The sequence below is a fragment of the Pseudomonas kielensis genome (assembly GCF_014236655.1).
In the GTDB taxonomy this organism is placed as follows: domain Bacteria; phylum Pseudomonadota; class Gammaproteobacteria; order Pseudomonadales; family Pseudomonadaceae; genus Aquipseudomonas; species Aquipseudomonas kielensis.
Map to the genome: position 1 here is coordinate 233928 of NZ_JACMYG010000001.1, position 19554 is coordinate 253481.

The window sequence follows — 19554 nt, forward strand, 5'->3', positions numbered from 1 at the left end:
AGAGAGTTTTCACCTTGTCTATATGCGGGTTAGTTTGGCATAGGCGTAATGAAACGGGAAATTTCAGGCTACTGAACGCCGTAAATGCCCTTTCCTGCCGCCGGAATCCGACCACCCGGCAGTATTCGCAAAATTTTCCCTGTTTTTTTGATATCAGGGGTTTACAGTTAAAAGGACGCTCCGTATAGTGCGCGCCATCGACGACGTACAGCGTTGCCGATACTGCCCAGATGGTGAAATTGGTAGACACGCCAGCTTCAGGTGCTGGTGACCGCAAGGTCGTGGAAGTTCGAGTCTTCTTCTGGGCACCAATTACGAGCTTGAGATTAGTTCAATTTCAAGGCTCACACAAAAACCCGCGAAAGCGGGTTTTTGCATTTTAGCGGTTTGATTTAATTTTATTAAATCAGGGGTTTACAGATCAAACAGCGCTCCGTATAGTGCGCCACATCAACAGCGGCAACGTTGTCGATACTGCCCAGATGGTGAAATTGGTAGACACGCCAGCTTCAGGTGCTGGTGACCGCAAGGTCGTGGAAGTTCGAGTCTTCTTCTGGGCACCAATTCAAATTCAAGGTCGATGATCTTGAATCTCACAAAAACCCGCGAAAGCGGGTTTTTGCGTTTCCGGCCGTTGAAAACGCCCCGCGATCTCTGCGGCAGCGACCTCAGGCCGCCCCCCCCCCCTACCAGAGCCCCCATCTCCTCGCAAGGCGCACTTGAGAAACAATATCGTTTATGATTGTTTCAAGTTTTTGCAATGCGACAGTGAGGAACCCTGCGAATGATGCTTCGAAATACCCTGCGCCGCGGCCTGACCTTCACGCTGCTGGGGCTGGCCCTGGCCTGCCCACTTACCCAGGCGGCCGATCCGGTTTCCCTGACGCTTTACAACGGCCAGCACAAGGAAGTCGGCGATGCCGTCGCCAAAGCCTTCGAAGCCAAGACCGGGATTCACGTCAACGTGCGCAAAGGCAGCAGCAACCAGCTTGCCAGCCAGGTCGTGGAAGAAGGCGACCGCTCCCCCGCCGACGTGATCTACACCGAAGAATCGCCGCCGCTGAACAAGCTGGGCGAACAAGGCCTGCTGGCCAAGGCCGACGATGCCACGCTGGCGGTACTGCCCAAGGATTACGTGGCCAGCAATGGCACCTGGATCGGCGTCACCGCCCGCGTCCGCGTGGTGGCCTACAACCCGAAACTGATCGACGAAAAAGACCTGCCAAAATCGGTGATGGCGTTCTCCGATCCGAAATGGCAAGGCAAGGTCGGGTTCGTCCCCACCAGCGGCGCGTTCCAGGAGCAGGCCGTGGCGATCATCAAAGTGCACGGCATGGATGCAGCCGAAGAATGGCTCACCGGTTTGCGCGCGTTCGGCAAGACCTACAGCAACAACATGGTTGCCCTCAAGGCCGTGGAAAACGGTGAAGTGGCCACGGTACTGGTGAACAACTACTACTGGTTCGCCCTGCAACGGGAAAAAGGCCAGCTCGACTCGAAACTGTACTACTTCAGCGACGGCGACGTGGGCGGCCTGATCACCGTTTCCAGCGCTGCCGTGCTCAAGTCCAGCAAGCATCCGCAAGAAGCCCAGCAACTGCTCGCCTACATGGCCAGCGAAGAGGGCCAGCGCGTGATCACCCAGACCACCGCCGAGTACCCGCTGCATAAAGGCATGGCGTCTGACCGCGGACTCAAACCGTTCAACGAACTGCAAGCGCCGAAAGTCACCCCGGCCGACCTGGGCAATGCCGAGGAAGCCCTGGAACTGGAACGTGAAGTTGGCTTGAACTGATGAGCGCCTCCCTGCCCGCCTCCGCCTCGCGCGCAGCCTATGTACCGCGGCGCAAACGGCCTTCGATCTGGCTGCTGCTGCCGGTGCTGCTGTTGGTCTGCCTGAGCCTGTTGCCGCTGCTGTATGTCGGCCTCAAGGCCTGGCAGGCCGGCTGGGCGCAGGCGGTGCATCTGCTCTGGCGGCCCTATGTGTTCGGGCTGCTGCGCAACACCCTGCTGCTGATGATCGGCGTCACGCTGGCCTGCGCCCTGGTCGGCCTGTCGCTGGCCTGGCTGCTGGAGCGCAGCAACCTGCGGGGGCGGCGCGTATGGGGGGTGATTCTGTGCTTGCCGTTTGCCGTCCCGGCCTTCGTCAGCAGTTTTACCTGGGTCTCCCTGAGCTCCAGCTTTGAAGGCCTGGGCGGGGCGATCCTGGTGATGAGCCTGTCCAAGTACCCGCTGATTTTCCTGCCGGTGGCCGCGACTCTGCGCAATCTCGACCCCGCCCTGGAGGAATCGGCCCGCACCCTGGGCCTGAACCGCTGGGGCGTGTTCTTCAAGATCACCCTGCCCCTGCTCTGGCCCTCACTGCTGGCGGGCTCGCTGCTGATTGCCCTGCACATGCTGGTGGAATTCGGCGCCCTGTCGATCATCGGCCTGCAAACCTTCACCACAGCGATCTATCAACAGTTCGAGCTGGAATTCAGCAACGCCAACGCAGCCATGCTCTCTGCCGTGCTGCTGGCGCTGTGCCTGGTGCTGTTGTGGCTGGAGCTGCGGGTGCGTGGCAAGGGCCGTCACGTGCGGATCGGCCAGGGCGCGGCGCGGCATGCCGAGCAGGTTCGCCTGGGCGCCTTGGCACCGCTCGGCCAGCTTTACTGCCTGTTGCTGGCGATTGTCGGCAGCGGCATTCCCCTGGGCATGCTCGGGTACTGGCTGGCGGTGGGCTCCTCGGCCGCCTTCCCGATGGCGGCCATCAGCGAAGCGCTGCTGTCATCCCTGGCCCTGTCCCTGGGCGGCGCGGCGCTGTGCCTGGTGCTGGCGGTGCCCGTGGGTTTGCTGGTGGTTCGCTACAAGGGCCGCCTGGCGCTCTGGGCAGAACGCCTGCCGTACTTGCTGCACGCGCTGCCCGGCCTGGTGATTGCCCTGACGCTGGTGTACTTCGCCTTGCACTATGTGCCGGCGCTGTACCAGACCTCGGGGTTGCTGCTGATCGCCTATGCCTTGCTGTTCCTGCCGCTGGCCCAGGCGCCGATCCGCACGGCCCTGAACAAGGCGGCTCCGCAACTCGAAGAGGCCGCCCGCACCCTAGGCGCCTCCTCATTCAGCGCCTTTGTGCGAGTGACGCTGCCGATCATCTTCCCGGCGCTGGGCGCAGCCTTTGCCCTGGTGTTCCTCGATGCGATGAAAGAGCTGACGGCGACCCTGCTGCTCAGCCCGACCGGACTCAACACCCTGGCCACCGAGGTCTGGGCCCACACTGCGAATGTCGAATTTGCGGCAGCAGCGCCCTATGCGGCGCTGCTGATTCTGGTGTCGGGGTTGCCGGTGTATCTGCTGACTACCCGGATGTATCTGAGTCGCTGAGCCTGCCCTCGCGAGCAGGCCCGTGGGAGCCAGCCGCTAGCGATAGCGGCTGCCGATACCCGGCATCAAGCCCGGAACTGCCCCAAGCTGGCTTTCAACTGCGCCGCCAACCCATCCAGCACCTTGCCACTGGCCGTGGTCTCCACCACCGCCTGGGCCGCTTTCTCGGCCTGGGCATGGATGGTCTGCACCCGCCCACGCACCGCTTGCGCGCCCTTGGCCTGGTGCGCCGCCGCCTGGGTCGCCAGGCCGATGGCCGCATGCACCTGCTCGACAGAGACCTGCACCGACTGTTGCAGCCGCGCGCTGTCGCGCAATACCAGCAACCCTTCGTTGGCCTGGCGCCCCGCCTGACCGATCGCCGCCACCGCTTCACGGGCGCCCTGCTGCAAGGCACCGATGTGCGCCTGGATGTCGCCGGTGGAGCTTTGCGTCTTGCTCGCCAGCGCCCGCACTTCATCCGCCACGACCGCGAAGCCACGCCCGGTCTCACCGGCCCGCGCCGCTTCGATCGCGGCATTGAGGGCCAGCAGGTTGGTCTGCTCGGCGATCCCGTGGATCACTTCCAGGACCACCTCGATCTGCTCGCTTTGTTGGGCCAGCCGCTCGATCACCTTGGCTCCCGTATCGACCTGCCCGGCCAGCGCCTCGATCAGGCTGCCGACCTGAGCCGAGGTTCGGGTGTTTTCATCGGTCGCCTGGCGAATGTCCACCACCTGCTGCAAGGCTGCCTGCATGGCATGACTTTCAGCCTGCGCCTCGTCCGCCATCTGTGACAGCGCCCGCAGGCTCTCCGCCACTTCATCGCGCTGGGATTTCGCCGCGGCATCGGCCCCGGCGTTACGCTGGCTCATGGCGCCGATTTCCACGCCTGTGCGCTGGGCCACGTCGCCCGCCTCGCGAACGATCGGCTGCAACTTATCCACAAACCGATTGACCGCCGACGCCATGTCGCCAATTTCGTCCTGGCTGTTGATCTGCACGCGCTTGGTCAGGTCGCCCTCACCTGCCGCCAGGTCATCCATCGCCGCAATCAGTAACTTCAGGCGATTGACGACTCGCCGCCCGAGGACCACCGCGAGCAGCAGCAACACGCCACAGCCGACCAGGGCCAACGCCATGCCGATCCGCCAGCGCAGGGTCGCCGCGGCCTCTTGTACGGTGGTGGTGGTATTGGCCTGCATTTCGCTGGCAGTGGCTTGCGCCGACTGCAGGCGCGCGCGCATCGCTGTCGCACTGTCGGCCGCGGCGCCCTTGAGGCTGTCACCGACCAGTTGATCGCTGCTGGCGATCAGCGCCGAGAAGCGCTTGTCGAGCGCCGCCAGGTCCGCCTCGACCGAGGCCGTGGAAACGCCCATCAAGACCTTGCCGATTTCCACGCCGTTGGGGTTGATCGACGCCTCGACGTAGAACACCGACGGATCGTTTTTGGCCGCATCCAGCACTTTATCCAGGGCACGCTCGCCCTGGCCCTTTTCCAAAAGGGCCTTGTTGATCGGGTTTTCCCGGTTCAGGTAGCGGGTCAGGTGCTGGCCGGTGGCATCGTCGTACACCACAAACAGCACATTGGGATTGCGCTGGGCGCGCCGGGCGAACTCGGACAAGGTCGGAACATCGCTGTCCCACATGGCGCGAGGTGCGACCGAGGCCAGGAGCTGGGCCATGTCATTGGCCGAGTCCTTGAGGTCCTTTTCCAGGGTGGCGCGCAGCTGCGCCTGCTCATCCTCGAGTCGCGAAGACAAGCCGGCCGTCAGGCGCTGGCGGGTGCTGGTGGAGAGGTTGTCCAGGCTGGAAGTAACTTCGCGCCCAGCCTGCTCCAGCTCACCCGAAAGCTTCTGGCTATCGGCACCCAGACGCACCCCCAGATCCGCCTCCAGGGCGGTCACGGTGCTCCGGGTCAGGGCAACCGCTACCAGTACCTGCACCAAAAGGGCGATACCAAGGGTAACGAATACGGGCCGCAATAAACGGCTTTGTAACAGTGAGAGAACGGCCGACACAGAAAATCCCTCTACTTGGATGCTATTAAACTGATAGCACGCTCGAAGGGATATGCACAGCAAAGGTCATGCCGCCCGGCAGGCACAAACGACAAAGGGCCCTATCGAGGGCCCTTTGCTTTTTACATCAACAGCTTATTAAGCGAACGGGTGACGCAGAACGATGGTTTCGTTGCGGTCCGGACCGGTCGAAATAATGTCGATCGGCGCGCCGATCAGCTGTTCAACGCGCTTGATGTAAGCACGGGCGTTGGCTGGCAGCTCTTCCAGGGTTTTGGCACCCACCGTCGACTCGGTCCAACCTGGCACTTCTTCGTACACAGGCTGCAGGCCCAGGTAGCTGTCGGCGTCGGTCGGAGCAATGTCGTTGCCTTCTGCATCTTTGTAGCCAACGCAGATATTGATGGTTTCCAGGCCGTCGAGTACGTCCAGCTTGGTCAGGCAGATACCCGAGATGCTGTTCACATCGATAGCGCGACGCAGGATAACGGCGTCGAACCAGCCACAACGACGGGCACGGCCGGTAGTCGCGCCGAACTCGTGACCCTGTTTGGCCAGGTGCGCACCGACTTCGTCGAACAGCTCAGTCGGGAATGGACCCGAACCCACACGCGTGGTGTAGGCCTTGGTGATGCCCAGGATGTAGTCCAGGAACATCGGACCCACACCGGAACCGGTCGCAACGCCGCCGGCGGTGGTGTTGGAGCTGGTCACGTACGGGTAGGTGCCGTGGTCGATGTCCAGCAACGAACCCTGGGCGCCTTCGAACATGATGTCTTTGCCAGCGCGACGCAGGTCGTGCAGCTCGGCAGTCACGTCCAGCATCAGCGGGGTCAGCAGCTCAGCGTATTCCTTGCACTCGGCCAGGGTCTTGTCGAAGTCGATGGCTGGCTCTTTGTAGTAACCCACCAGCATGAAGTTGTGGTAATCCACCAGTTCACGCAGCTTGTCTGCAAAGCGCGGCATGTTGAGCAGGTCGCCCACACGCAGGCCACGACGTGCAACCTTGTCTTCGTAGGCTGGGCCGATGCCGCGACCGGTAGTACCGATCTTCAGCTCGCCACGGGCCTTTTCACGGGCCTGGTCCAGCGCTACGTGATACGACAGGATCAGCGGGCAGGAAGGGCTGACACGCAGGCGCTCGCGCACCGGTACACCTTTCTCTTCCAGCTTGGTGATCTCGCGCAGCAGGGCGTCTGGTGCAACCACCACGCCGTTGCCGATCAGGCACTGCACGCCTTCGCGCAGCACGCCCGAGGGGATCAGGTGCAAGACAGTTTTTTCGCCATCGATCACCAGCGTGTGGCCAGCGTTGTGGCCACCTTGGTAGCGCACTACGGCGGCAGCATGTTCGGTCAGCAGATCAACGATCTTGCCTTTGCCCTCATCACCCCATTGGGTGCCCAGGACTACGACATTCTTACCCATAACACTTGTCCTCATTCGCGCAAACTTGGTGCCGGCGGCGGCCGGCAGGAAAACTCAAGAAGCCAGCGGCAATACTTGCCAAAGCCCGTTCTGCTGAATCAATTGCCGGTCGCAGTCCGCGTCACGGGCGGCGGCCAATGGTTGCCCAGGCAATGCCTGGACGACACGCTGACCCTCACTGCGCAACTGGCAAACCTGCTGCCAGAGTGCCGCATCCGTACTGTCAGGCATCCAGATACCGCCAGACGGTAGCTCGATCTCAGCACGCCCCAGGGTCACCAGGGTTTTCAAATCAGTGGAGAAGCCGGTTGCCGGACGGGCGCGACCGAAGTCGGCGCCAATGTCGTCGTAACGACCGCCCTGGGCAATGGATTGGCCCACACCCGGCACGAACACCGCGAACACCACACCGGTGTGGTAGTGGTAGCCACGCAGCTCGCCCAGGTCGAAGTACAGCGGCAACTGCGGGAAACGCACGGACAGCCGCTCGGCAATCGCCAGCAGGTCGTCCAGCGCGGCCAGTACCGGCGCCGGCGCTTGGGCCAGGCGCTCACGGGCAGCCGCCAGCACTTCACGACCGCCACACAGGTCGACCAGCGCCCGCAGCATGCCCGCCAGGTCGGCAGGCAGGCCTTCGGTCAAGTTAATGACCTCGTCGATGGCCTTGCGCTGCAAAGCGTCAAACAGCTGCTGCTCGACTTCACCGGACAGACCGGCCGCACGGGCCAGGCCGCGGTAGATACCGACATGGCCCAGGTCCATGTGCACATCCGGCACGTCGGCCAGTTGCAACATGGCCAGCATCAGGCTGATGACTTCGACGTCACTGCTCGGGCTGGCATCGCCGTACAACTCGGCACCCAACTGGATCGGGCTGCGCGAAGTCGACAAGGCGCGGGGCTGCGCATGCAGCACACTGCCGGCGTAGCACAGGCGGCTCGGGCCTTCGCGACGCAGGGTGTGCGCATCGATGCGCGCCACTTGCGGCGTGATGTCGGCACGAAAGCCCATCTGCCGGCCCGACTGCGGGTCGATGACCTTGAAGGTGCGCAGATCCAGGTCCTGGCCCGCACCGATCAGCAGGGATTCCAGGTACTCGATATGGGGAGTCACGACAAACTCGTAACCCCAGCTCTGGAACAGATCCAACACCTGACGGCGCGCCACTTCAATGCGCGCCGCCTCTGGTGGCAGTACTTCTTCGATGCCATCTGGCAGCAGCCAGCGGTCTACCGTTGCCATTACGCCATTCCCCTTTGATCCGGGCGGCCAACCCTCGGCCGGCCTTGAGTGAAGCAGAAAATGTCTGGCCCATGCGCAGAATTTCACGCGCATGGACGACGTGGCGATCGGCCTGAATCCGGCCTCGCCAAACACTTTCCTCGAAAAACCTGTCGAGTTGTTCAACCCGACTGCACGCAATCAAACGTGCAGACGCAAAAAAGCCGGGAATTTCCCGGCTGCCGCATCATACACACGTTTTCCCAAAGGATCACCCCGCGAGAGGCTTTAGCCGCCCGGCGGGGTTCCTTTTGGATCAGTGTCGGATCAAGGCTTGGCTTTTTCCAGGTAACGGAAGAAGTCGCTGCTTGGATCCAGAACCATGACGTCGGATTTGTTCGCGAAGCTTTCACGGTAGGCGCGCAGGCTACGGTAGAACGCGTAGAACTCCTGGTCCTGGCCGTAGGCCTTGGAGTAGATCGAAGCGGCCTGGGCATCACCGTCACCGCGAACCTCTTCGGATTCACGATAGGCTTCAGCCAACAGTACGCGGCGCTGACGATCGGCGTCGGCACGGATGCCTTCTGCCAGCTCGTTACCCTTGGCACGGTGCTCACGGGCTTCACGCTCACGCTCGGTGCTCATACGCTCGAACACGCTGCGGTTCACTTCCTTCGGCAGGTCGATGGTCTTGACCCGAACATCGACAACTTCGATGCCCAGCTCTTGTTCCGCCATCTTGTTCAGCGAAGCCGTGATATCCGCCATCAGCGCATCACGTTCACCCGATACCACCTCGTGCAGGGTGCGCTTACCAAACTGGTCACGCAGGCCCGACTCCAGACGGCGGGACAAACGCTCGTCGGCAATCTGCTTGAGGCCGGATGTCGCGGTGTAGAAGCGCTCGGCATCTTTGACCCGCCACTTGGCGTAGGCATCGACCATCACGGCTTTCTTTTCCAGTGTCAGGAAACGCTGTGTCGGTGCATCCAGGGTCATCAGGCGTGCGTCAAACTTACGCACCTGGTTAACGTAGGGCACTTTCACATGCAGACCTGGCTGGACATCAGCCTGGACCACGCGACCGAACTGCAGCAACACCGCACGCTCGGTCTGAGCCACGATGTAGAAGCAGTTCCAGGCAGCGATCGCCACGACAACGCCGACAATAAGGGCGATCAGCGATTTATTGCTCATCAGCGACTCTCCCTGGTACGTGCCTGTTGCTGCAGATCTGCTGCCGCACGCGCATTCGCTTCATTGCTGCTGGCCGCGGCGCCGGTCGCCGGAGCGCTGGCAGGACGGCCACTGTCGATCATCTTGTCCAGCGGCAAGTACAGCAGATTGCTCTGGCCATTCTTGTTGCCGGTCACGAGAACCTTGCTGGTGTTGCTGAAGACTTCCTGCATGGTGTCCAGGTACAGACGCTCACGCGTGACTTCCGGAGCCTTGCGGTACTCGGCCACCAGCTTGGTGAAGCGGTCGGCCTCACCCTTGGCGCGCGAGACTGTTTCGTCACGGTAACCGTTGGCGTCCTCGATGATGCGCTGGGCCTGGCCACGAGCTTCCGGCACAACGCCGTTGGCATAGGTTTCAGCCTGGTTGCGCGAACGCTGCTCGTCTTCACGGGCACGAATCACGTCATCGAAGGCTTCCTGTACTTCACGCGGTGCCGCTGCGTTCTGTACGTTGACCTGGGTCACGGTGATACCGGTGCGATAGGTATCGAGGAAGCGTTGCAGACGCTCCTTGATTTCGCTGGCCATCAATTCACGACCTTCCGTCAGTACCTGGTCCATGGCGGTAGAACCCACCACGTGGCGCAGGGCACTGTCGGTTGCGTGCTGCAGGCTGACTTCCGGCTGATCGACGTTCAGCACGAAGTCCTGCAGGTTGCTGATCTTGTACTGCACGGTCAGCGGCACTTCGACGATGTTCTCGTCTTCAGTCAGCATTTGACCCTGCTTGGTATAGGCACGCTCACGCGTGACGTTTTCCATGTACTTTTTGTCGATCGGCGGGAGGTAGATGTTCAGGCCCGGGCCAACGGTCTCGTAGTACTTGCCGAAGCGCAGCACCACGGCTTGCTCCTGCTCGTCGACCACGTACACCGCGCTGTACAGCCACACGGCCGCCAGCACCACGAGGCCGATGCCGAGCAGGCCGTAACCGCCGCCCTTGCTCGAACTACCGCCATCGTCACCACGTTTCTTACCACCACCGAACAACCCATTCAGGCTTTCCTGCAGCTTTCGGAAGGCCTCGTCGAGATCTGGTGGCCCCTTGCGGTCGCCATTATTGCGGCGCTTACCACCCCAAGGATCCTGATTATTCGAGTTGCCACCCGGCTCATTCCAAGCCATAGCGCTCTCCATCTGATAAAGCAAAGACGCACCCACGGCGCGCCGACCAATGCTACAGAATGCCTGTCATAGCGGCACAACCGCTTTTTCAGGCTTTTATTGCAAAGTGTGTTGCTCGATAAATTCCAGCGGCTGCATTCCCTCGCGGCTCACCAGTCGATTGAGCTCGACCCGTGGCAAACGAACGTCCAGCAAACAGATGCCTTCTTCGTCGTGCTCTTCTTTCTGCACTGCGCCCAGCTCAAAGAACTGTGCACGCAATCGAGCGAATCGTTGCGGTAAACGCAATGTGCCCACAAACAAATCACTGCCCAACAACTCGGCGATGGCTTGCTCAAGCAATTCCAGGCCACTGCCATCACGCGCCGAGAGCCACACCCGTTGCGGTTTGCCATCGGCATCGCGCTGGATTTGTGGCTCAACGCCTTCAAGCAAATCGAGTTTGTTATAGACCTCGAGGATCGGCAAGTCCTGAGCCCCAATCTCACCCAGTACCACCATCACCTGCTCGATCTGCAACATGCGGTCCGGTTCGGCCGCATCGATCACGTGCAGCAGCAGGTCGGAGTTGCTCGACTCTTCGAGCGTAGACCGAAATGCCTCGACCAGCTTGTGCGGCAAGTGACGGATGAAACCCACAGTGTCCGCCAGAACAATCGGCCCCAGGTCGTCCAGTTCCAGACGGCGCAAGGTCGGGTCCAGCGTGGCAAACAACTGGTCGGCCGCGTACACGTCGGATTTCGTCACGTTGTTGAAGAGCGTGGATTTACCGGCGTTGGTATACCCCACCAGAGACACGGTCGGAATATCGGCACGCGATCGGCCCCGTCGCGATTGCTCGCGCTGGCTGCGCACTTTCTCCAGCCGCCCCTTGATCTGTCGCAGGCGAACCCGCAGCAGGCGGCGGTCGGTTTCCAGCTGGGTTTCACCCGGGCCACGCATGCCGATACCGCCACCCTGACGCTCAAGGTGAGTCCAGCCACGAACCAGGCGGGTGCTCATGTGGTCAAGCTGGGCCAGTTCGACCTGGAGCTTGCCTTCATGGGTACGGGCGCGTTGGGCGAAAATATCGAGAATCAGACCGGTACGGTCGATCACGCGACACTCGAAGACACGTTCGAGGTTACGTTCCTGACTGGGCGTGAGGATGTGATTGAAAATTACCAGATCAGCCTTTTCGGCATGGACCAGGTCGCGTAGCTCCTCGACCTTGCCGCTGCCAATCAGGAATTTGGCGGTTGGCCGATGACGCGGCACGTTAAAAAACGCAACGGTCTCGGCGCCCGCCGAATTAGCCAGTTCCTGAAACTCCTGCGGATCTTCGCGCGCCTCAGGGTCCTGTCCATCCAAGTGAACAAGGATCACTCGTTCACCACCACCGTGGCGCTCAAAGAACAAAGGAGACTCCTATCAGGCGTTACCTGGCTCAGCGTCACCTTGTTCGGATTCGGTTGCGCTAGGCAGACGAATTGGACGAACCGGTACCACTGTAGAGATAGCGTGCTTGTAGACCATCTGGCTGACGGTGTTCTTCAGCAGGATGACGAACTGGTCGAACGACTCGATCGTGCCTTGCAGTTTGATCCCGTTGACCAGGTAGATGGAAACCCCAACTTTCTCTTTACGTAAAGTATTCAAGTAAGGGTCTTGTAGCGAATGCCCTTTTGACATGTGCCGCACTCCTTTAAGGATTCAATAATAAAAAAATAGGTAAGCAGAAAGCTTTCAGCCGTCACACCCCCAAGGATAGACGGCAATTGCAAGGACTCAGCTCAATATGGAGACCGTTCCCAAGTATTTCAAGGCGCGTGGCAGATTGTCGCAATCAAGGCTGTCCAGCCAGTGTAAATCAGCCCAACTGCGCAGCCAGGTGAACTGGCGCTTCGCCAATTGGCGCGTGGCGATGATTCCACGTTCCTGCATCTCGGCTGACGTCAGCTTGCCATCCAGGTAATCCCAGACTTGTCGGTAGCCTACAGCGCGTATAGACGGCAACCCCGAATGCAGGTCACTTCTTTTACGCAGGGCTACGACCTCATCAATGAATCCCTGTTCCAACATTTGTGTGAATCTTTGTTTAATTCGCTCATGCAGCACCTGGCGATTTGCCGGGGCAATGGCCAAGTTTGCGACAGTATAGGGCAATTGTGGGCGTCCCGAAGCGCCTGCTTCAGTACTTTGCGCAGATTGTCGTGCGCGCAGCTCGGTCATGCTCTGGCCGCTGGCCCGATAGACTTCCAGCGCCCGGCTCAGACGCTGCGGATCATTGGGGTGAATGCGGGCCGCGGAAACCGGGTCGATCACCGCCAATTGATCGTGCAGGGCCTGCCAGCCAAGGCGGGCCGCCTGCGCCTCGATCTCGGCACGAATCTGCGGATCGGCGGCGGGCATCTCGGCCAGGCCGTCGATCAACGCCTTGTAATAAAGCATGGTGCCGCCCACCAGCAGCGGGATCTTGCCGCGCGCGGTGATGTCGGCCATGGCCTCAAGGGCATCGCGGCGAAAATCCGCGGCCGAATAGGCATCGGCCGGGTCGAGAATATCGATCAGGCGGTGGGGGAACTCGGCCAGCAAAGCCTTTGAGGGCTTGGCCGTGCCAATGTCCATGCCCCGGTAGACCAGCGCCGAGTCGACGCTGATCAGCTCGCAGGGCAGCACCTTGGTCAACTCGATGGCCAGGTCGGTCTTGCCCGCAGCGGTCGGGCCCATCAGGAAAATCGCTGGAGGGAGCTGGCTCATCAACGACCGCGCAAGAACAGTTTGTCCAGATCGTCCAGGCCCAATTGGGTCCAGGTCGGTCGGCCATGGTTGCATTGACCGCTGCGCTCGGTGTTTTCCATGTCACGCAGCAGACCGTTCATTTCCGGTACGGCCAGGCGCCGGTTGGCGCGGATCGCGCCGTGGCAGGCCATGGTCCCGAGCAACTCGTTGAGGTGCGCCTGGATCCGGTCACTGGTGCCGTACTCCATCAGGTCCGCCAGGACATCCTGCACCAGGCGGTTGGCCTCGGCCTGCTTGAGCAGCGCCGGGATCTGCCGGATACCCAGGGTTTCCGGACCCAGGCGCTGCAGCTCGAAGCCCAGGCGCTGGAACCAGCTGACGTGCTCTTCGGCACAATCGGCTTCGCGCTGGCTGACCGCCAGGGATTCGGGCACCAGCAACGGCTGGCCGCTCAGGCCTTCGCTGGCCATCGCCACCTTCAGACGCTCGTACATGATCCGCTCGTGGGCGGCGTGCATGTCCACCAGCACCAGGCCCTGGGCGTTTTCCGCAAGAATGTAGATGCCCTTGAGCTGCGCCAGGGCGTAGCCCAAGGGTGGAATGTCGTCCTGGCCTTCGGGCAACGCCGCGGCATTCGCCTCGGGCAAGGGCGCAAAGAACTCACGATAGGCCGCCTGGGCCTCAGCCACCGGCACGCTGGCACCCTGGGGCCGTGGCGTGTACTGGTACTGATAACCGGCACCGGCACCCGAGCCCGGCGCAGCGCCGGTATTGAATGTCGGCTGGCCCTGGGGTTGCTCAAGCAGCGCATTGGCGGCCAGGCGCATTTCCCCTTGCGGGCCGAATTCCCCGGCCTCGATCCCGGAGGGACGCACCATGCCGGCGACCGGCGCTGGCGTTGCCAACTGGTCCTCCGGACGCACATCGCCGAGGGCCCGGTGCAGAGTGCCATACAGGAAATCGTGAACCATGCGCCCATCACGAAAGCGCACTTCGTGCTTGGTCGGGTGCACGTTAACGTCGACCGCCGCCGGATCGACTTCGAAAAACAGCGCGAACGTCGGATGGCGCCCGTTGAACAGCACGTCGCGATACGCCTGGCGCACCGCATGGGCCACCAGTTTGTCGCGCACGGCACGGCCATTGACGAAGAAATACTGCATGTCCGCCTGGCTGCGGTTGAACGTCGGCAGCCCGACCCAGCCCCACAAATGCAGGCCATTGCGCTCGATTTCGATCGGCAAGGCCTGCTCCAGGAAACCCGAGCCGCAGATGGCTGCCACCCGCCGCGCACGGGCCGCATCATCATGGGCTTCGTGCAGGCTGAGGATGGTCTTGCCGTTGTGACGCAGGTGGAAGGCCACATCAAAGCGCGCCAGTGCCAGGCGCTTGATCACTTCTTGCAGGTGATCGAATTCGGTTTTTTCAGTCTTGAGGAACTTGCGTCGCGCCGGGGTATTGAAAAACAGGTCGCGCACTTCCACCGAGGTGCCCACCGGATGGGCCGCTGGCTGGACCCGCGCGGCCATGTCGCGGCCTTCGGTTTCGACCTGCCAGGCCTGGTCGGCATCCCGGGTGCGGGATGTCAGGGTCAGGCGCGCCACGGAACTGATGGAGGCCAGGGCCTCGCCGCGGAACCCCAGGCTCATCACCTGCTCGAGATCTTCCAGGTTGCGGATCTTGCTGGTGGCGTGACGGGCCAGGGCCAGGGGCAGGTCATCGGCCGGGATCCCCCGACCATCGTCGCGAACCCGCAGCAGCTTGACCCCACCCTGCTCGACATCGACATCAATGCGCCGAGCGCCGGAGTCCAGGCTGTTCTCCAGCAACTCCTTGATGACCGAGGCCGGGCGCTCGACGACTTCACCCGCGGCAATCTGGTTCGCCAGGCGCGGGCTGAGCAGTTCGATGCGCGCGCCGCTGTTCACCGAGTCGTTCATTCCTTGGCCGCCAGTTCGGTGCCTGGAATGTTCAGGTGCTGGCCGATCTTCAGCTCATCGGATTGCAGGTTGTTGGCGCTGCGCAAGGAGGCCGCAGACACCTGGTAACGCACCGCAATCATCGCCAGTGTCTCGCCGGGGCGCACGGTATGGTCGCGCGGGCCCTGGGCGATTTTCCCGGAATCACGCAGCCAGGCAATGTAGGTGCCCGGTGGCGGGTTTTGCTGGAAGAACTGCCGCACGCCGCTGCTGATGGAGCGCGCAAGGGCCTGCTGGTGGCTCGGGGCCGCCAGTTTCGAGGCTTCATTGGCGTTGGAGATGAACCCGGTTTCCACCAGGATCGACGGAATATCCGGGGATTTGAGCACCATGAACCCGGCCTGCTCGACGCGCTGCTTGTGCAGCGGCGTGACCCGGCCGATATTGCTTAAGACCTTCTGGCCAACGTTGAGGCTGGAGGTCAGCGACGCGGTCATCGACAGATCGAGCAGCACCCCGGCAAGCATCCGGTCCTTGTCGTCGAGGCTGACGTTGCCGGCACCGCCGATCAGGTCGGAACGGTTTTCGCTGTCAGCCAGCCAGCGCGCGGTCTCGGAAGTCGCACCACGGTCGGACAGGGCAAATACCGAGGCGCCGAAGGCGGCTTTCGACGGCGCGGCGTCGGCGTGGATCGAAACGAACAGGTCGGCGCCCTTCTTGCGGGCGATTTCGGTACGTCCGCGCAACGGAATGAAATAGTCGCCGGTACGGGTCAGTTCGGCGCGGAAGCCCTTGATGCCGTTGACCTGACGCTGCAGTTCACGGGCGATGGCCAGCACCACGTCTTTCTCACGCTGGCCACGCGAACCCGAGGCGCCCGGGTCTTCACCGCCGTGACCGGCGTCGATCACCACAATGATGTCACGCTTGCCGGGTGGGGCTGGTGGTGCAGGTGGCAGCTTGATTGCCGGCGCGGTCGGCGTCACCGGCACCGCCGGAATGGTCGCAACGCTAGGCGTCGGGGCCGGCGGCGGTGCGGCGTCGGCCGGGTTGTCGAACAGATCGACTACCAGGCGGTTGCCATACTGCGCATTGGGCGGCAGTACGAAGCTTTTCGGGGTCACCGCCTTTTTCAGGTCGATGACCACCCGCAGGTCGGTCGGCGTACGCTGGGCCGAACGCATCGAGGTAATCGGGGTGTTCGCGGTGGCGACGTTGAGCGGTGCGCCGAGTACGGCACCATTGATGTCGATCACCAGGCGATCTGGGGCCGTCAGGGTAAAAACGCTGTGCTGGACGGTGCCAGACAGGTCAAACACCAGTCGCGTGTTGTCCGGTGCCCGCCACAGGCGAACACTGTTGACCTTGGTCGCGGCCACAGCGTCAACGGCCAGTGCCGTAAGCAGCATTCCTACGACAGCAACCAACGCGCGAAAGCGCATACCTAACCCCATCATTTATTTGAATTCCAATGCCAAAGCGGCACACCAGGTCTCGCCACGCGGGCTCTGGGGCAACAAACTCAGCGAACGTCCGCTGTCATGCGGGCTAATGGTAATGGTCAGGTCGGGCTTTGGCAAAAAGCCTGCACCCTTCTGGGGCCACTCGATCAAGCACAACGCATCATCTTCGAGGTAATCACGAATACCCAGGTACTCCAACTCTTCCGGATCGACCAAGCGGTACAGGTCGAAGTGGAAAGCGCGGATCTCACCGATTTCGTAGGGTTCGACCAAGGTAAATGTAGGGCTCTTTACCGAGCCTACATGGCCCAGGCCGCGAATGATGCCCCGGGACAGGGTGGTTTTACCCGCCCCCAGGTCGCCGTCCAGAAACACGATGCCATGCCCCTGGGTCACTTGGGCAATACGGGTTCCCAGTGCCACCATGGCGTCTTCATCAGCCAGATACAGGGTTACTTCAGACACGGTGCTTGCTCCTCCAGCAACTGACGAATGGCGGGAATCAGATCACTGGCCGCCAGCCCTCGGCCCAATTTACCTTCACGCTCGCCCGCCGTGGCATGTAGCCATACCGCCAGCGCAGCGGCCTCGAACGCAGCCATCCCCTGGGCCAGCAACGCCCCCAGCAAACCGGCCAGGACATCGCCCAGGCCCGCGCTAGCCATGGCCGGGTGACCACGGTCGCAACGATAGACACGACCATCGGGGCTGGCGATCAGACTGCCCGCCCCCTTCAATACGGTGACCGCATCAAATCGCTGGCTCAACGCGCGCGCCACGCTAAGACGGTCTGCCTGAACCTCAGCTGTCGAAATCCCCAATAGTCGCGCCGCCTCGCCTGGATGCGGGGTGATCACACAGCCCTTGGGCAGGCTGACACCACCATGGGCCAACAGATTCAGCGCATCGGCATCCCAGACCTGGGGCAGCGCTGCGTTCGCGGCGGCCGACAACAGGCTGCGCCCCCAGGCGCCCTGCCCCAGTCCAGGCCCCACCACCAGCACTGACGCCTGCTCCAGCAGGCCCATCAACTGGTTCGCCGACGAGGTGCCCAGCGCCATGACTTCGGGCAACCGGGCCAGTGCCGCCGGCACATGCTCGCTACGGGTGGCCAGCGAGACCAGCCCGGCCCCACAACGCAGGGCGCTCTGGGCACTGAGCAGGATGGCGCCGCCAAACCCGCGGTCGCCGCCGATCAACAACACATGGCCAAACTGGCCTTTATGAGCGCTCGCCGAACGTGCGGCGAGCCTCGGCAAATGGCCGGGGTCCAGTGACTGAACGTCGGGTAAAGGGTGATTTGTCTGCGGCATGCGTCTTCGGGCTCCGATGTCTGGCAGAATTATACGCACCTCAGCTCCGGTTTCTCTTGTCTCATGCCCGCAATTACTACAGACCTCCCCGCACTCGCCCAATCGATCAAGGACTGGGGCCGCGAACTGGGCTTTCAACAAGTCGGCATCAGCGGTCTGGACCTGGCTGAGCATGAGCAGCACCTGGAGCGCTGGCTCGCCGCCGGCTACCACGGTGAAATGGAATACATGGGCGCCCACGGCAGCAAACGCTCCCATCCCGAGGAGCTGGTGCCGGGCACCTTGCGCGTGGTCTCGCTGCGCATGGACTACCTGCCCGGCGACACCCAGATGGCGCAGTTACTGGCCCAACCGGAAAAAGCCTACGTCTCGCGCTACGCCCTGGGCCGCGATTACCACAAGCTTATCCGCAAGCGCGTGCAACAACTGGCAGAAAAGATTCAGGCGGTGATCGGCCCGTTCGGCTATCGAGCCTTCGTCGACAGCGCGCCGGTCCTGGAAAAAGCCATCGCCGAACAGGCCGGCCTGGGCTGGATCGGCAAAAATACCCTGGTACTGAACCGCAAGGCCGGCAGTTACTTCTTTTTGAGCGAACTGTTCGTCGACCTGCCGCTGCCCGTGGACCCACCCCACAGCACCGAACACTGCGGGCGCTGCACCGCCTGCCTGGACATCTGCCCGACCAACGCCTTTGTCGGCCCCTACGTGCTGGATGCGCGACGCTGCATCTCGTACCTGACCATTGAACTCAAAGGCCCGATACCCGAAGAGTTGCGTCCGCTGATCGGCAACCGGGTGTTCGGCTGCGACGACTGCCAGATCGTCTGCCCCTGGAACCGCTTCGCCCGCCCCAGCGGCGAAAGCGACTTCAAGCCCCGCCACAACCTGGACAACGCCGGACTGGCCGAACTGTTCCTGTGGGATGAAGACAAATTCCTCAGCAGCACCGAGGGCTCGCCCCTGCGCCGCGCCGGTTATGAGCGCTGGCTGCGCAACCTGGCCGTGGGCCTGGGTAACGCGCCGTCGAGCATTCCAGTGCTGGAAGCCCTGAAGACGCGCGCGGACCACCCTTCAGAACTGGTGCGCGAGCACGTGCAATGGGCCCTCAAGCGACATCAGGCCTCGTCGTTGTAAACGAACTTGGGCATTTCCCAATGAAAGCGGATCGCCAGCAAGCGCAGCAGGAATCCGCCGAACAGGGTGATCAGGATCGCTTGCTCCCCCGGCAACTGCAGGTACAGGCAGAACATGTAGCACCAGGCAGCCGCAAACGAGACGCTGGCGTAAAGCTCGCGACGGAAGATCAGCGGGATGTCGTTGCAGAAGATGTCGCGCAGGATGCCGCCGAATACCCCGGTGATCACTCCGCTGACAGACGCCACCAGCATGCCGTGGCCCATTTCCAGGGCGGTCATGCAACCGATCAGGGTAAAGGCCACCAGCCCTACGGCGTCCAGCACCAGGAACAGCGAGCGCAGGTGGCGCATCCAGCGCGCGGTGAACACGGTGAACATCGCCGCCACCGATGTCAGCACCAGGTACTCCGGGTGCTTGACCCACGTCAGCGGGTAATGCCCCAGCAACACATCACGCACTGAACCACCGCCCAGGGCGGTGACGCAGGCAATCAGCACCACACCGAACCAATCCATGCCCCGACGGCCGGCAGACAACGCGCCAGTCATGGCTTCAGCGGTAATGGCAATCAGGTAGAGCATCAGCAACATGGTGGCGGTCCTTGCAGGAAGGCGCGCAGTCTAGCCATT

The 19554-nt window shown here is 62.1% G+C and carries 16 protein-coding genes and 2 tRNA genes; 5 read left to right on the forward strand and 13 right to left on the reverse strand.

Annotation, left to right across the window (positions count from 1 at the left end):
• Positions 1–224: 224 nt before the first annotated feature.
• The 4 genes from H7995_RS00985 to H7995_RS01000 all read left to right on the forward strand — a co-directional run bounded on the left by H7995_RS00985 (position 225) and on the right by H7995_RS01000 (position 3360).
• A tRNA-Leu gene (locus tag H7995_RS00985) sits at positions 225–311 on the forward strand.
• Between the two features lie 165 nt (positions 312–476).
• A tRNA-Leu gene (locus tag H7995_RS00990) sits at positions 477–563 on the forward strand.
• Positions 564–784: 221 nt separating this feature from the next.
• Positions 785–1795 (forward strand): extracellular solute-binding protein, encoded by a 1011-nt coding sequence (locus tag H7995_RS00995; protein WP_166589838.1) that lies wholly within the window; start codon positions 785–787, stop codon positions 1793–1795.
• Entirely contained in the window at positions 1795–3360 is a 1566-nt protein-coding gene (locus H7995_RS01000) for an ABC transporter permease (protein ID WP_166589837.1), read from the forward strand. Before H7995_RS00995 ends, H7995_RS01000 begins: the two co-directional genes overlap by 1 nt.
• Positions 3361–3425: 65 nt before the next feature.
• Here the strand turns inward: H7995_RS01000 and H7995_RS01005 are convergent, their stop codons facing one another.
• The 12 genes from H7995_RS01005 to H7995_RS01060 form a co-directional block, all read right to left on the reverse strand.
• Entirely contained in the window at positions 3426–5360 is a 1935-nt protein-coding gene (locus H7995_RS01005) for a methyl-accepting chemotaxis protein (protein ID WP_166589836.1), read from the reverse strand.
• A gap of 138 nt (positions 5361–5498) precedes the next feature.
• Entirely contained in the window at positions 5499–6788 is a 1290-nt protein-coding gene (locus tag H7995_RS01010; RefSeq protein WP_166589835.1) for an adenylosuccinate synthase, read from the reverse strand.
• Positions 6789–6842: 54 nt separating this feature from the next.
• Entirely contained in the window at positions 6843–8030 is a 1188-nt protein-coding gene (locus tag H7995_RS01015; RefSeq protein WP_185817832.1) for an ATP phosphoribosyltransferase regulatory subunit, read from the reverse strand.
• 306 nt (positions 8031–8336) lie between these two features.
• Positions 8337–9206 carry a protease modulator HflC gene (gene hflC / locus H7995_RS01020; RefSeq protein ID WP_095169571.1) on the reverse strand — a complete coding sequence of 290 codons (870 nt, stop codon included), beginning with the start codon at positions 9204–9206 and terminating at the stop codon, positions 8337–8339.
• Positions 9206–10372 carry an FtsH protease activity modulator HflK gene (gene hflK / locus H7995_RS01025; RefSeq protein ID WP_166589833.1) on the reverse strand — a complete coding sequence of 389 codons (1167 nt, stop codon included), beginning with the start codon at positions 10370–10372 and terminating at the stop codon, positions 9206–9208. Before hflK ends, hflC begins: the two co-directional genes overlap by 1 nt.
• 96 nt (positions 10373–10468) lie before the next feature.
• Positions 10469–11770 carry a ribosome rescue GTPase HflX gene (hflX, locus tag H7995_RS01030; RefSeq protein ID WP_166589832.1) on the reverse strand — a complete coding sequence of 434 codons (1302 nt, stop codon included), beginning with the start codon at positions 11768–11770 and terminating at the stop codon, positions 10469–10471.
• Between the two features lie 12 nt (positions 11771–11782).
• On the reverse strand, positions 11783–12043 hold the full coding sequence (gene hfq / locus H7995_RS01035; protein WP_010221594.1) for an RNA chaperone Hfq: 261 nt from the start codon (positions 12041–12043) through the stop codon (positions 11783–11785).
• Positions 12044–12139: 96 nt separating this feature from the next.
• Positions 12140–13111 (reverse strand): tRNA (adenosine(37)-N6)-dimethylallyltransferase MiaA, encoded by a 972-nt coding sequence (gene miaA / locus H7995_RS01040; RefSeq protein ID WP_182344654.1) that lies wholly within the window; start codon positions 13109–13111, stop codon positions 12140–12142.
• Positions 13111–15033 carry a DNA mismatch repair endonuclease MutL gene (gene mutL, locus H7995_RS01045; protein ID WP_206684434.1) on the reverse strand — a complete coding sequence of 641 codons (1923 nt, stop codon included), beginning with the start codon at positions 15031–15033 and terminating at the stop codon, positions 13111–13113. Before mutL ends, miaA begins: the two co-directional genes overlap by 1 nt.
• Entirely contained in the window at positions 15030–16466 is a 1437-nt protein-coding gene (locus H7995_RS01050) for an N-acetylmuramoyl-L-alanine amidase (RefSeq protein WP_198422822.1), read from the reverse strand. The genes mutL and H7995_RS01050 overlap by 4 nt, the downstream gene beginning before the upstream one ends.
• Positions 16467–16469: 3 nt before the next feature.
• Positions 16470–16940 carry a tRNA (adenosine(37)-N6)-threonylcarbamoyltransferase complex ATPase subunit type 1 TsaE gene (gene tsaE, locus H7995_RS01055; protein ID WP_095169577.1) on the reverse strand — a complete coding sequence of 157 codons (471 nt, stop codon included), beginning with the start codon at positions 16938–16940 and terminating at the stop codon, positions 16470–16472.
• A complete protein-coding gene (locus H7995_RS01060) occupies positions 16928–17788 on the reverse strand; it encodes an NAD(P)H-hydrate dehydratase (RefSeq protein WP_182343266.1) in 861 nt (286 codons plus the stop codon). The genes tsaE and H7995_RS01060 overlap by 13 nt, the downstream gene beginning before the upstream one ends.
• Before the next feature lie 63 nt (positions 17789–17851).
• Between H7995_RS01060 and queG the strand changes: the two genes are divergently transcribed.
• Positions 17852–18922, forward strand: coding sequence for a tRNA epoxyqueuosine(34) reductase QueG (queG, locus tag H7995_RS01065; RefSeq protein ID WP_185817833.1), 1071 nt, complete (start codon positions 17852–17854; stop codon positions 18920–18922).
• On the opposite strand, the gene H7995_RS01070 is transcribed toward queG, so the two are convergent.
• Entirely contained in the window at positions 18904–19515 is a 612-nt protein-coding gene (locus tag H7995_RS01070) for a trimeric intracellular cation channel family protein (protein WP_166589826.1), read from the reverse strand. The two genes, queG and H7995_RS01070, sit on opposite strands and share 19 nt — an antisense overlap.
• Between the last annotated feature and the right edge of the window lie 39 nt (positions 19516–19554).